Origin of the sequence: Aureimonas mangrovi (assembly GCF_014058705.1) — a bacterium.
In the GTDB taxonomy this organism is placed as follows: Bacteria; Pseudomonadota; Alphaproteobacteria; order Rhizobiales; family Rhizobiaceae; genus Aureimonas; species Aureimonas mangrovi.
Window position 1 is genome coordinate 2,840,461 of sequence record NZ_CP059692.1, and the last position, 13,139, is coordinate 2,853,599.

Below are 13,139 nucleotides of genomic sequence, written 5' to 3' on the forward strand. Positions count from 1 at the left end.
GAATTGGAAAGGATGCGCGACGGCGTCTCCACCCCGGTTCCGTTGGAAAGAGCCTCTCACCGTATGGCGAAACGCGCGCGCAACGCCGGTTTCCTCCTCGCGCTCGCGCTGGCAAGCGGCCCCGCGCTGGCGCAACTCAACGCGCCGCTCTCGACGAACGATGTCGATACGGACGGCGAACTGCGGCTCGAAACGCTCGACGCGAACGATCTCGGCAACGCGAACCAGAGCCTGCAGGACCCGTTCATTCCAGATGCGCCGGGCGATCCCGCTTCGCCGGCCCTGCCGGAGACGCGATCGACGCCGCGCGAGCCCGAGGCCCCGCTCGCCGGCGAGCCCGCTCTCGACTTCGACCTCTTCGACGGGCCGGACGAGCTGCCGCGCTCGCAGCGCCAGAACCTGCCGATAGATGGCGCCGAGCCGATCGATCGCGAGGTCGATGCGCAAGTGCCGGCCACCGCGCGCGATCTCGCGGTGTTCCGCGCGACAGGCCCGGTGCGCTCGCCCACCTTCGCACCGGCCGCGCGCGAGGATCGGCTGAACCCGGCGGCGATGGGTCTGCGGCCTTCCATCCCGCTCGGCGAGGAAGACCCCTTCGCGCCGGATGGCCTGCGGGCCGGCCGCTTCCTGCTGTTTCCCGTTCTCGAACAGGAGGTCGGCGTCTCCGACAATCTCGATGCGGCCCCCGACAGCCAGTCAGGTGCCTTCACAGAGACGCGCCTGTCGGCCCGCCTCCTGTCGGACTGGTCAAGGCACGAGGCCCAGATCAACGCCACTGCCGCCTATCGGCGCAATTTCGGCGGTGAGGCCGAGGAAGATCCGCGCCTCGGCCTCGATGGCCAGATGCGTATCGACATCAACCGCGAGCTCACGGCCCTCCTGCGCGGTGCCGTCAGCTATGCGCGCGAAGACCCGATCCTGGCCGATCCACTTCTCAACGTCGAAGACAGGCCGGACGTCCTCACCTACTCCTTCGGCGCCGAACTGCGGCGCGAGGCGGGGCGCTCGTCCCTCGCGTTCACCGGCGACATCGTGCGCGAAGAGCGCGACGTCGACGGCATCACCTCGGGCACTGACGATTTCTCGACCGCGAGCCTCGGACTGCGCGCCGGCTTCGACATCTCGCCAGCCCTTCAGCCCTTCGTCGCCGCCTCCATCGGTTCGCGCTTTTTCGACGAGGACAGCCCGATCACCGGCGGCAATCGCGATTCTCGCATTCCGGCCCTTCGCGGCGGCGTCGCCTTCGATTTCGGAGAAAAGCTCTCCGGCGAGGCGGCCATCGGCTACGCCTGGAACGTGCCGGAGGACGACGGCCTGCCGACCATCGGCGCGCCCACCTTCGACGTCGCGCTCAACTGGTCGCCCCGTCGCGGCACCGATCTGGCGTTGACCGCCGCGACCTTCTTCGATCCGGATTCCTCGAGCCTGTCGACCTCAACTGTCTACGAGACGGCGCTCGCCCTTCAGCATCGCGTGACGACGCGCACGCTCCTCAACGGGCGCCTCAGCGCCGCCTTCCGCAATCGCGAGGGCGCCGGCTCGATCGACGACACGACCTACGCCGCGCAGGTCGGCCTGGAGCACTGGCTGAACAGGACGATGGCGCTCACCGCTCTGGCCCGCCACGAACTGCTGGAGAGCGACTTCGCCCCAGCCGAATACACTGCCAATTCGGTGCGGGTCGGGGTGCGCTTCCAGCGCTAGGACGGAACGATCCAGCGCACCCCGCTATCGATCAGGCAAAGGCCCGGCGCCTCGAAGGCTCGACGTTTTCGATGAGTTCCTGAAGGTTGTCGTAGACCTTCTCGCGGATGTCGGGGCGCCAGAGGGCGAAGGCGACATTGGCCTCGATGAAGCCCTCCTTGGAGCCGCAGTCGAAGGTGCGGCCGGTGAAGTGGTAGCCGTAGAAGTCCTGCCGGGCGGCGAGCTTGAGCATCCCGTCGGTCAGCTGGATCTCGTTGCCCGCGCCCTTCTCCTGCGTCTCCAGGATGTCGAAGATCTCCGGCTGCAGGATGTAGCGGCCCGAGATGAAGAAGTTCGACGGCGCCTCGGCCGCCTTCGGCTTCTCCACCATGCCGTCGATGCGAAACCCCGTGCCCACGTCCTCGGCCCGCCCCACGATGCCGTATTTGTGCGTCTCGGCCGGGTCGCACTGTTCCACCGACAGGATGTTGCCGCCCGTCTCCTCGTAGAGCTCCACCATCTTCTTCATGCAGCCCTGCTCGGCCTGCATGATCATGTCGGGCAGGAGCAGCGCGAAGGGCTCGCCGCCGACGAGATCGCGCGCGCACCACACCGCATGGCCGAGGCCGAGCGGCGCCTGCTGGCGCGTGAAGCTCGCCGTGCCGGGCTTGGGCTGCAGCGAATCCAGAAGCGAGAGCTCGGCCTCCTTGCCGCGCTCGGTGAGCGTGTTCACCAGCTCGACCTGAATGTCGAAATAGTCCTCGATGACGCCCTTGTTGCGCCCGGTCACGAAGATCAGGTGCTCGATCCCCGCCTGACGAGCCTCGTCAACCACGTACTGGATCACCGGACGGTCCACCACCGTCAGCATCTCCTTCGGAATCGCCTTCGTGGCTGGAAGGAACCGCGTCCCCAGACCGGCCACCGGGAAGACGGCTTTACGAACTCTTCGCATCAAGTCCCTCTCGAATTGGGCAGAGGTCGCACGGCGCCTCGTTCTTCACATCCTAGGCCGCGACACGCGGAAATGAAGAGGTGACGCGCGAGCGCGGCAAAGGGAAGGCCGTCACGTCCGATTTGCAGAAAGCCGGCGCGCTTGACAGGCCCCCCAGTGGATGAGACCGGCTTGAAGAGAACATCGAGGGGGACGAGCGGTGGACGAGGCACATGGCACAGACATTTTCGGGGCGACCATCCCCTTTGCCCGCCATTGCGGGATCGAGGCGGTAGACGCGAACGAGGACCGCACGCTCCTTCGGCTCGAACTGCGCGCCGAGCACGGAAACAATCTCGGCAACGCGCATGGCGGGTTGATCTGCACGGCCCTCGACGTCGCGATGGGCACCGCCGCGCGTCTCAAGCTCGGCGCCCCGGTGATGACGCTCGATATGAATGTCAGCTTCCTGTCGATCGGACGCGGAACGCTCATGGCCGAGGGTCGCGTGCTGCGCGCGGGACGCTCGATCGTCTTTTGCGAAGCGGTCCTGACGGGCCCGGACGGGGGTGTCGTCGCCAAGAGCTCCGGCGTCTTCAAGACGGCATCCCACCGAAGCTCGGCCGCCGGCGACGGCTGACGATCGGCATTGCCTTTCGATCGCGCTTGAGACGCGTGATGGTTTCGGCTAGGCGGAGTGCGTGGGGCCTGTAGCTCAATGGTTAGAGCCGGCGGCTCATAACCGCTTGGTTGCAGGTTCGAGTCCTGCCGGGCCCACCAGTAAACCCACAAGCAGCTGCAGTCACTTAGCAATCGTCGCCAGAACAGTCTCGACAGAGGCCGAACTGCATGACATGGACGACGATTCGATGCCCCTGCCCTCTCATGTGCGCACCCGCGAACCCGGGACATAGCCGAGCCTGCGAGGCCGGCGATCGCCGCCAGGGCCGCGTTCCCCTCATGGTCGGTATCTTTGAGCTCTACGCCGTCCTGAAGAAGCCCTCGGCTTCCGTCATGCTTCCCGAAACGAAAGCTGAACCTTCACGGCCCTGCGGCGGTCGGCGGCAAGCGCGAAGGCGGCCGGCGCCTCGGAGACGTCCATCTGCGCCGTGATGATCGGCCTCACGTCGATCTCGCGCGTGTCGATCAGGCGCACGGCCTGCGCGTATTCCGCGAAGAAGCGGTGGGTGCCGACGACGTTCAGCTCCTTGCCGACGATGACGTTGAGCGGCACCGGGACCGTGCCGCCGACACCGACGGCGACGAGCGTCGCCCGGGGACGCAGGCAAGCGGCCGCAGACGCGAAGGCGGCGGGTGCCGCCGAGCACTCGAAGGCGAGATCGAAGCTGCCCTTCTCGGCCGCAAACGGCTCCAGACTTTCGGCCTGTGTGCGTACGTTGATCGTTTCGCTCGCGCCCATCCGCGCGGCGACCGAAAGCGTCTCGTCCTCAAGATCGGTGACGACAATACGTCCCGCGCCCGCACGACGAAGAGCCGCCACCGTCAGCGCTCCGATCGGCCCGGCGCCAGTGACGAGCACCGAACGCCCCTCGATGCCGCCGGCGATCCGCCGGGCCTGCTCCAGCGCGTGCAGGCAGACCGCAAGCGGTTCGGCGCAGGCGGCCTCGCCGAGCGAGATTTCGGCGTTCCGGATGGGCTCGCATTGGAAGGCATCGACCACCATCCGGTCACGAAAGCCGCCCTGCTCGTGGGGAAAGCGCATCGCCGAACCGAAGAACCGCATGTTCAGGCAGTGATGTTTCAGGCCCTCGCGGCAGTAGCGGCAGTCGTTGCAAGGGCGGCTCGGATTGACCGCGACGCGATCGCCGACCGCGAGCGAGGTAACGCCCGGGCCGAGCGCACGCACTGTCCCGGCGACCTCGTGGCCGAGGATGATCGGCTCCTTCACGCGGATCGGCCCGAAGCCGCCGTCCTGGAAGTAGTGGAGGTCCGAGCCGCAGATGCCGCCCGCTCCCATCGAGATGAGCACTTCGCCCGCGCCGGGCTCGCCGACCTCGATCTCCTCGACCCGAAGATCACCCTGCGCGTGCAGCCGGCAGATTCGCGTCTTCATCGCTCAGTTCCCCATCAGGACGGAAGGAAGCCAGGTGGCGAAGGGCGGATAGTAGGACACGAGAAGCAGGACGATGATGTTCGACAGGAGGAAGGGGATGACCGCCTTGATGACGGGCAGCAGCGGAATGCGCGCGATGTTGCACGCGACGAAGAGGCAGACCCCGACGGGCGGCGTCGTCAGCCCGATCATCAGGTTGAGGACGGCGAAGGTCGCGAAGTGGACGGGGTCGATGCCGACGCTCGTCGCCAGGGCCAGAAGCGGGACGAAGAGGATAATCAGCGCCGCGATCGTCTCCATGAACATGCCGACGATCAGGAGCAGGATGTTGATGAGGAGGATGACGAGGATCGGGTTGTCGGTGATCGTCAGCACCGTCGAGGCGAGCGCCTGCGGGATACGTTCGGAGGCGAGGATCGAGCCGAAGACGTTGGCGAAACCCACGAGGGCGAGGATGCCGGCAGAGGAGATGGCGCTGTCGATAATGATCTTCGGCACCTTGGCCAGCGGCAGCTCGCGATAGACGAGCGTGCCAACGAGGAACGCGTAGATGCAGGCGACGACGGCCGTCTCGGTGGGGGTCGCGATGCCGGTGATGAGGCCGCCGATGATCAGCGCGATCATCGCGAGCGCCCACGAAGCGGAGAGCGCGGCGGCAACGAGTTCGCTCCAGCCTTTCCATGGCATGCGCGGGTAATTGCGACGAACTGAGATCACGTAGCAGGTGATGCCCATGCCGATGCCCATCAGGATGCCGGGAACGGCTCCCGCGAGGAAGAGCTGGCCGACGGAGATGCCGGAGAGGGCGCCGACGATGATCATCGGCACGGACGGCGGCAGCATGGGGCCGACCGTGGAAGAGGCGGCGGTGATGGCGGCGGAGAAGTCCGCCGGATAGCCGGACTTCTTCATGCCAGGGATCATCACCGAACCCGTCGCCGCCACGTCAGCGACGGCGGTGCCCGAGACGCCGCCGAACATCATGGAATCGGCGACATTGGCCATCGCGAGACCCCCGCGCATCCAGCCGACCATGGCATTGGCCAGGCGGATGATGCGCTCGGTGACGCCGCCGTAGTTCATCAGATTGCCGGCCAGGATGAAGCCGGGAATGCACAGGAGCACGAACACGTCCATGCCGGCATACATGCGCTGCGGCAGGATGACGATCGGCAGGCCCGCGGCGAGCATATAGGCGAGCGAGGCGAGCGCGAGACAGATCGCGACCGGAACGCCGATCGCGAGCGTGACGACGAAGGTGCCGAGAAGAAGCGCCAGTTCCATCGATCAGATTTCCTCGGGACGCTGGGGGCGCCCGTCATCGGTCCCGGCGAGCATGCCGACGACGCGCAGGGTGGCGAACAGGAAGAGGAGGATCGCCAGCGTGAAGACGCTTGCGTGGACGATGTCCATCGTGATGCGCAGGCTGGGCGAGCGCTGGAAGGCGCCGATGGAGACGAAGCGCCAGGCCGGCCAGATCATCACGGCGGCGAGCACGGCGGTCGCGGCCGTCGCGACGAGCCGCATCCACCAGGCGATGCGCTCGGGCACGGCCTCCTGAACGAGATCCACTGCAACGAACTCGCCCGTCATCAAAGAGAGGCCGATGCCGAAGGCGACCATGTAGAGGAGAAGGTATCGCGACAGCTCCTCCGTCCAGACATAGGAGGGCAGGTCGAAGGTGCGGGTGGTGATCTGGATCGTCACCACGACGATGAGCGCGAAGAAGGTCAGCCCGACGGCAATCCGGCAGGCGAGAGACAGAAATCGCGTGACATGACTGAGGAACGGCATCGCTCTCCCCTTTTCACCGGGTGGGGAGGCCTGCGGCCTCCCCTGTCTTTAGCGAGTTCAGCGCGCGAAGAGCTGTTCCACGATCGGGCGCAGTTCCTCGTCGACGGCGTCGATCACGGGCTGACGCGCCTGTTCGGCGAAGGCGCCCTGATCGACCTCGACGAAGGTCATGCCTTTCTGTTCCAGGTCGGCGCGGATGGCGTCCTCGTCGGCCAGGAACTGCTCACGCTCGAACTCCTGGGCGATGCGGGCCGCCTCCATGACGTGGCCCTGATCCTCTTCGGAAAGCTGGCTCCAGACCTGCTCAGCGATGGTGAGGTAGATCCAGGAGCGCACATGCTCGGTCTGATTGACGTGGCTCTGAACCTCGTTGAACGATGCCGACTGGATGAGCGCCAGCGGGTTCTCCTGACCCTCGATGGTGCCGTTCTGGAGCGAGGTGAAGACCTCGGAGAAGGCCATCGGCGTCGGCTGGGCGCCGAGCGCGGTCCACACATCAACGAAGAGCGGCACGTTGGGCACGCGCATGCGCAGGCGGTTCAACTCGTCCGGCGTCGTGATGGCGCGGTTGGCGGTCAGGTTGCGCGGCCCGCGGGCGAAATAGGCGATCGGCCGGACCTGGGCGCGCTCGACGATCTGCGCCTCGATCTGGTCGCCGATCTCGCCGGAGGCGACCTCGTCCATCTCCTCGAGGGTCTCGTAGGCATACGGCAGCGCCAGAAGGGCGGCCATCGGCGCCCAGTTCTGAAGGCTTTCGCCGGTGATCGTCATCTCGACGGTGCCAAGCTGCATGCCGTTGATCAGGTCGATCTCGCGCCCGAGGGAATCGTTCGGATAGACCTCCACGGCGATGCGCCCACCGGTGAGGTTCGACAGCTCCTCGCCGAAGCGCAGTGAGGCCTTGTGCCAGGAGTTCTGCTCGTTGGCGAGGTGCCCGAGCTTCAGCGTCAGCTCCTGCGCGAAGGCGGCGCCGGAGACGGCAGCGGACAAAGCGAGAGCGGCGAGCGTGGTTTTCAGAAGCGTCATGTTGGTTCCTCCCGGATGGTTCAGGTCGATGTCAGGAGCCCGCCCCGAACAGTTCGGGATGGGCGGCGGCTATGACGGGCAGCGAGATCAGGATTTCACGCAAATGGGTGCGCATCGTCTCCTCGGCGGCGTCGGCGTCGCCGCTGGCGACGGCCTTCGCCACGGCCTCGTGCTGGGCGATGAGGCGGCGCACATGCACCTCCTCGACGCTGAGAAAGCGGATACGGTCCATCTGCGCCTTCACGCCCTCGACGACGCGCCACGCGAAAGGGGTGCCGGCGGCGTCCGCAAGCGTGCGATGGAACAGTTCGTCGAGCTTCATGAAGGCGTCGACATCGGTGTCCGCGACGCGCTTCTGCGCCGCCACCTGATCTAGAAGCTCGCGAGCGGCGGCGGGATCGGCGCGGGTCGCAGCGGTGCGGGCAACGTCCGCCTCGATCGCCTCGCGCACGAAGCGCGCCTCCATGACGGAGGAGACCGAAATCCGGCTGATCATCGTGCCCCGCTGCGGGCGGATCTGCACGAGCCCAGCCTCGGAAAGCTTGATGAAGGCTTCGCGCACCGGTTGGCGAGAGACGGCATAGGCACGGGCGATCTCGGTCTCCGAGATCGTCTCCCCAGGCAGGAGCTCCGCGCGCACGATGCGCTCGCGCAGACGCTCGAAGAGCTGCGGCGCGATCGCGCCGACCGCGTCGAGATCGACGATGCGTCTTTCCGCCACGCTCACGGCCAAAGCCTCCCGCTTCCTCATGCCTCTTCTCTCCCATACTTCCATACTAGTCAACTCTGCGCTAGGAGAGTTGGTGAAAAGGGCGCGCCACGGCGCGTCGCATATAAGGGAGTGGCAGTTCAGTGCGACAGACATGGCGCTGGTTCGGTCCCAAGGACCTGACGACGATCGACGATATGCGGCAGGCGGGCGTCGAGGGCGTCGTCAGCGCCCTGCACCATGTGCCAACGGGTGCCGTCTGGACGCGCGAAGAGATCGCCCGGCGCAAAGGCGAGATCGCCCGCATGAAGGACGGCTCGCCTGCCGCTCTCGCCTGGGAGGTGGTCGAGAGCCTGCCGGTGTCCGAGGACATCAAAAAGCAGAAGGGCGACTGGCGCGCGCACATCGCCGCCTACAAGGAAAGCCTCGGCAACCTCGCCGAGGAAGGGCTCGAGACCATCTGCTACAATTTCATGCCGGTCCTCGACTGGACACGCACCGATCTCGCCTTCCGCGTGCCGCACGGCGGGACGGCGATGCGTTTCGACCTGATCGACTTCGCGGCCTTCGACATCCACATTTTGAGGCGCGACGGCGCGGCCGAGAGCTTCGCCGAGGATGTGGCGGAGGCAGCCGCAGAGCGTTTCGCGCAGATGAGCGAGGATCGCCGCCGCGAGCTCGCGTCGAACGTCACGGCCGGCCTCCCGGGTTCGACCGAGAGCATGTCCACCGACGACGTGAAGCGCCACCTCGCCGAATACGACCAGATCGACACGGACCGGCTGCGTGCGCATTTCGTCGCGTTCCTGGAAGAGGTGGCACCCGTCGCGGAAAAGCTGGGCATGCGCCTGTGCTGCCATCCCGACGATCCGCCCTTCCCTCTGCTGGGCCTGCCGCGCATCATGTCGGGAGCCGCCGACTACCGCGCGATCCTCGACGCCGTCGACAGCCCCGCCAGCGGCATGACACTGTGCTCGGGCTCGCTCGGTGCGCGCGAGGACAACGATCTGCCGGCGATCATGCGCGAATTCGCTCCGCGCGTTCACTTCCTGCATCTGCGCAACGTCACGCTCGAAGGGCCCGGCACGCCCGCCTCCTTCCACGAAGCCGAGCATCTGGGCGGCGGCACCGACATGGTGGCGCTGATCGCCGAGATCGTGCGCGAGGAAGCGCGGCGAAAGGCCGAGGGGCGCGCCGACCATCAGATCCCCATGCGGCCGGACCACGGGCAGGACATCATCGACGACCTCGGCCGGCGCGGCCAGCCCGGCTATCCCACGATCGGACGCCTGAAGGGCCTTGCCGAACTGCGCGGCATCATGACCGCTCTGACGCATCCCAGCGTCTCGGTGCAGGCGTGAGCGATCGCCTGACGGCCGCCTCCGCCTTCACGGTGCCGGGTGTCGAGACGCCGGGCTATGCGCCGGAGCAGCACGCGGTCGGCATCGTCCATCTGGGTCTCGGCGCCTTTCACAAGGCGCATCAGGCAGTCTACACCGATGCCGCGCTGGCCGCCGAGGGCGGCGACTGGCGCATCCTCGGCGTCAGTCTGCGGAGCCCGGACGCGGCGGCGGCGATGAACCCTCAGGATGGGCGCTACACGCTGCTCGTGCGCGGCGAGGACGGCCCGAAGGCGCGGATCGTTGGAAGTGTCTCGCAGGTGCTCGTCGCGCCGCACTCGCCCGAGACCGTGATCGAGGCGATCGCCCGGCCGCAGACGCGTATCGTGACCCTCACCGTGACCGAAAAGGCCTACGGGCTCGATCCGGCAACGGGCGGCCTCGATGCCGCGCACGAGGCCGTCGCAAAAGATCTGGCCGCGCCGGAAAGTCCGCACGGCGTCGTCGGCTTTCTCGTCGCCGGCCTCGCGCGCCGCGCCGGCAACGGGGCCGGGCCTCTCACGCTCGTCTCCTGCGATAACCTCCCGCACAATGGCGGCGTCCTGAAGCGCCTCGTCCTCGAATTCGCCGGGCAGGTGCGGCCCGAAATCACAAGCTGGATCGAGGCGAACGTCGCCTTCCCCTCGACGATGGTGGATCGAATCACGCCGGCCGCGACCGAGCGCACGCTCGCCGACGCCAAGGCGCTGACCGGCTTCGACGACGCGGCGGCGATCGAGACGGAACCCTTTACACAATGGGTCGTCGAGGACGACTTCGCGGCCGGGCGCCCCGCCTGGGAGGCCGGCGGCGCGATCTTCGTCGATGACGTGGCGCCCTTCGAGATGATGAAGCTGCGGATGCTGAACGGCGCGCACTCGCTGATCGCCTATGCGGGTTTCGCGGCCGGGTACGAGACGGTTTCGCAGGCGATGGAGGACGAGGCGCTCGTGCGCCTGGTCGAACGCCAGATGCGCGCGGCGGCCGCGAGCCTGCCGCCGATGCCGGGCATCGACCTCGATGCCTACCACGCGGATCTTCTGGCACGCTTTCGCAACCCGTCGATCCGCCATCTCACCTACCAGATCGCGATGGACGGCACGCAGAAGCTACCGCCGCGTATCTTCGCGCCGCTGGGCGAGGGCGTGGAGCCCGCGCCCTTCGCCTTCGTGCTGGCGGCCTGGATGCGATACGCGCTCGGCCTTCACGAGGACGGCGCGACCTATGCGCTGCGCGATCCGCGCGAGGGCGAGATCGCCGCGCGTCTTGCCGGGGTGCCGCGCGAGGCGGGCGCGATCTTCGAGGCGCTCGCGACGCTGCCCGGATGGATGCCCGCCGTCGTTTCCGGCAATGCGGCGTTCCGAGAGGGCGTCGTCGCGCATCTGCGGTCCATTCTGGCGGACGGCATGCGAACGGCCGTCCGGCGGGCGGTATAAGGGAGGATCGAGATGGCTGACGGCGAGACCATCACCCTCCTGCGCGACGGCGAACTGGAGGAGCTCAGTCGGGCGCTGCTATCGGCGGCCGGCGCCGACGAAGCGACATGCCTGGCCGCCACGCGCGCCATGATGCATGCCTCGCGCCTCGGCGTCGACAGCCACGGCATCCGGCTGCTGCCGCATTATCTCGCCGCGATCGAAGGCGGGCGGGTGAATGGCCGACCGACGCTCCGCTTCGAGGCGGGGGGCGGTGCGGTGGCGACGCTCCACGCGGACAATGCACATGGCGCTGTCGCCACCTTCGCGGCGATGGAGCGTGGCGTCGAGCTTTCACGTCGCTTCGGCATCGGCGCCGTCGCCATCCGCGACAGTTCGCATTTCGGTGCGGCGGGGGCCTATGCGCTCGCCGCCGCCGAGTGCGGCGTCATCGGCATCGCCACCTGCAATTCGGACAGTTTCGTGCGCCTGCACGGCGGGGCCGAGCGCTTCCACGGCACCAATCCGATCGCCGTCGGCGTGCCGGTTTCGGGTGCGCGCCCCTGGCTTCTCGACATGGCGACCAGCGCCATCCCCTACAATCGCGTCCAGCTCTACCGCAGCCTCGGGGTGCCGCTGCCTGAAGGCACCGCTTCGACACCCGACGGCCGGGATACGAGCGAGGCGGCCGAGGCCGACATGCTGGCGCCGCTGGGCGCAGCATTCGGCTTCAAGGGCGCGGGGCTCGCGGGCATGGTCGAGATCCTGTCGGCGGTGCTGACCGGCATGCGCCTCTCCTTCGAGATCGCGCCGATGCCCGGTCCGGACATGACGACGCCGCGCGGCATGGGCGCCTTCGTCATCGCCATCGACCCGGCGGCCTTCATTTCGCGGGCCGAGTTCGACGAGGGCATGCGGCGCTATCTGGACGGCCTGCGCAGCTCACGCCGCGCCGACGGTGTCGAGGCCGTCATGGCGCCGGGCGATCGCGAATGGACCACGGCCGAACGTCGCGCTCGCGAAGGCATTCCGGTCGATGTGACGACGCATCGAATCCTGCGGGAACGCTCCGAAGCCCTGGGCCTGCCGATCGGGCACGGCTGAGCGGATCGCAGCTTTCGTCTAGATGACCTGAAACCCTCGCGCGAACGGGTCGCGATCATCGACGAAAATCGTGTTGAGGCCGGTCATGCGCGCCCAGCCCGCGATGGAGGGCACGACGGCCGCGCGGTCTCCGACGCGTGTCGCGCTCTCGACGCGTCCCTCGAAGAGCGAACCGATGATGGACTCGTGGACGAAAGCGTCGCCCGGCCGCAGCTTGCCCTTGGCCGCCCACTGCGCGATCCGCGCGGAGGTCCCCGTTCCGCACGGGCTGCGATCGATGGCCTTTTGACCGTAGAAGACCGCGTTCCGCGCGCTTGCCCCGGCAACGGTCGGCGCGCCGGTCCATAGGATATGGGACAGGCCGGCGATCTCGGGCTTCTCGGGATGGACGAACTCGTACTTCTCGTTGAGCGCTTCGCGCAGCGCCCTCGACATCTCCACCAGCTCGCTCGCCGTGTGATCGGCCATGTCGCGGAAGTTCTCCTGAGGATCCACGATGGCGTAGAAGTTGCCTCCGTAGGCGACATCGACCCGCAGCGAGCCGAGCGCCGAGCTCTCAACCTCCAACCCCTCCGAGTGAAGAAAGGCGGGGACGTTCACGAGCCGCACCTCCTCCACATGCGCGCCCTCCTGCCGATAGGTGGCGACGACGACGCCCGCTGGCGTATCGAGCCGCAACGTACCGGGCTGACGCGGCACGACGAGGCCGTTCTCGATCGCCATCGTCACCGTTCCGATCGTGCCGTGGCCGCACATCGGAAGGCAGCCGGAGGTTTCGATGAACAGGATCGCGATGTCGCAATCGTCGCGCGTCGAGGGATACAGGATCGATCCTGACATCATGTCATGCCCGCGCGGCTCGAACATCAACGCGGTGCGGATCCAGTCGAACTCCGCGAGGAAATGCGCCCGCTTCTCGATCATGGACGCACCCTCGAGCCTCGGCCCGCCGCCGGCGACCAGCCTCACAGGGTTGCCGCAGGTATGACCGTCGATACAGAAGAAGGCGTGGCGAGCCATG

General features: G+C 67.3%; 12 protein-coding genes and 1 tRNA gene. 6 read left to right on the forward strand and 7 right to left on the reverse strand.

The window, feature by feature from the left end; translation table 11 throughout:
* Positions 1 to 63: 63 nt before the first annotated feature.
* Entirely contained in the window at positions 64 to 1,704 is a 1,641-nt protein-coding gene (locus H1343_RS13730; protein ID WP_185983418.1) for an outer membrane beta-barrel protein, read from the forward strand.
* Positions 1,705 to 1,735: 31 nt separating this feature from the next.
* Here H1343_RS13730 and galU read toward each other — a convergent pair whose 3' ends face one another.
* Positions 1,736 to 2,638: a UTP--glucose-1-phosphate uridylyltransferase GalU gene (gene galU, locus H1343_RS13735; RefSeq protein ID WP_185983419.1), complete on the reverse strand. Its 903-nt coding sequence runs from the start codon at positions 2,636 to 2,638 to the stop codon at positions 1,736 to 1,738.
* A gap of 199 nt (positions 2,639 to 2,837) precedes the next feature.
* Between galU and H1343_RS13740 the strand changes: the two genes are divergently transcribed.
* Both H1343_RS13740 and H1343_RS13745 read left to right on the forward strand, forming a co-directional pair.
* Complete coding sequence (locus tag H1343_RS13740; RefSeq protein ID WP_185983420.1) at positions 2,838 to 3,257, forward strand: PaaI family thioesterase; 420 nt, start codon at positions 2,838 to 2,840, stop codon at positions 3,255 to 3,257.
* A 64-nt stretch (positions 3,258 to 3,321) separates the two neighbouring features.
* Positions 3,322 to 3,397: transfer RNA gene (locus H1343_RS13745), tRNA-Ile, on the forward strand.
* A 232-nt stretch (positions 3,398 to 3,629) separates the two neighbouring features.
* On the opposite strand, the gene H1343_RS13750 is transcribed toward H1343_RS13745, so the two are convergent.
* From H1343_RS13750 to H1343_RS13770, 5 genes are read right to left on the reverse strand one after another with little or no spacing between them, the layout of a single operon-like run.
* A complete protein-coding gene (locus H1343_RS13750; protein ID WP_185983421.1) occupies positions 3,630 to 4,691 on the reverse strand; it encodes an L-idonate 5-dehydrogenase in 1,062 nt (353 codons plus the stop codon).
* Positions 4,692 to 4,694: 3 nt separating this feature from the next.
* A complete protein-coding gene (locus H1343_RS13755) occupies positions 4,695 to 5,975 on the reverse strand; it encodes a TRAP transporter large permease (protein ID WP_185983422.1) in 1,281 nt (426 codons plus the stop codon).
* Between the two features lie 3 nt (positions 5,976 to 5,978).
* Positions 5,979 to 6,485: a TRAP transporter small permease gene (locus H1343_RS13760; RefSeq protein ID WP_185983423.1), complete on the reverse strand. Its 507-nt coding sequence runs from the start codon at positions 6,483 to 6,485 to the stop codon at positions 5,979 to 5,981.
* 57 nt (positions 6,486 to 6,542) lie between these two features.
* Entirely contained in the window at positions 6,543 to 7,511 is a 969-nt protein-coding gene (locus H1343_RS13765; RefSeq protein WP_185983424.1) for a TRAP transporter substrate-binding protein, read from the reverse strand.
* A 31-nt stretch (positions 7,512 to 7,542) separates the two neighbouring features.
* Positions 7,543 to 8,262, reverse strand: a complete 720-nt coding sequence (locus H1343_RS13770; protein ID WP_185983425.1) for a GntR family transcriptional regulator — start codon at positions 8,260 to 8,262, stop codon at positions 7,543 to 7,545.
* A 101-nt stretch (positions 8,263 to 8,363) separates the two neighbouring features.
* Between H1343_RS13770 and uxuA the strand changes: the two genes are divergently transcribed.
* Genes uxuA through H1343_RS13785 form a run of 3 tightly spaced genes read left to right on the forward strand, consistent with a single transcriptional unit; the run spans position 8,364 to position 12,118 of the window.
* Positions 8,364 to 9,581, forward strand: coding sequence for a mannonate dehydratase (gene uxuA, locus H1343_RS13775; RefSeq protein WP_185983426.1), 1,218 nt, complete (start codon positions 8,364 to 8,366; stop codon positions 9,579 to 9,581).
* Entirely contained in the window at positions 9,578 to 11,035 is a 1,458-nt protein-coding gene (locus H1343_RS13780) for a mannitol dehydrogenase family protein (protein ID WP_246333091.1), read from the forward strand. Before uxuA ends, H1343_RS13780 begins: the two co-directional genes overlap by 4 nt.
* Positions 11,036 to 11,047: 12 nt before the next feature.
* On the forward strand, positions 11,048 to 12,118 hold the full coding sequence (locus tag H1343_RS13785) for an Ldh family oxidoreductase (protein ID WP_185983427.1): 1,071 nt from the start codon (positions 11,048 to 11,050) through the stop codon (positions 12,116 to 12,118).
* Positions 12,119 to 12,136: 18 nt separating this feature from the next.
* On the opposite strand, the gene H1343_RS13790 is transcribed toward H1343_RS13785, so the two are convergent.
* Positions 12,137 to 13,138: a 4-hydroxyproline epimerase gene (locus tag H1343_RS13790; RefSeq protein ID WP_185983428.1), complete on the reverse strand. Its 1,002-nt coding sequence runs from the start codon at positions 13,136 to 13,138 to the stop codon at positions 12,137 to 12,139.
* Between the last annotated feature and the right edge of the window lies 1 nt (position 13,139).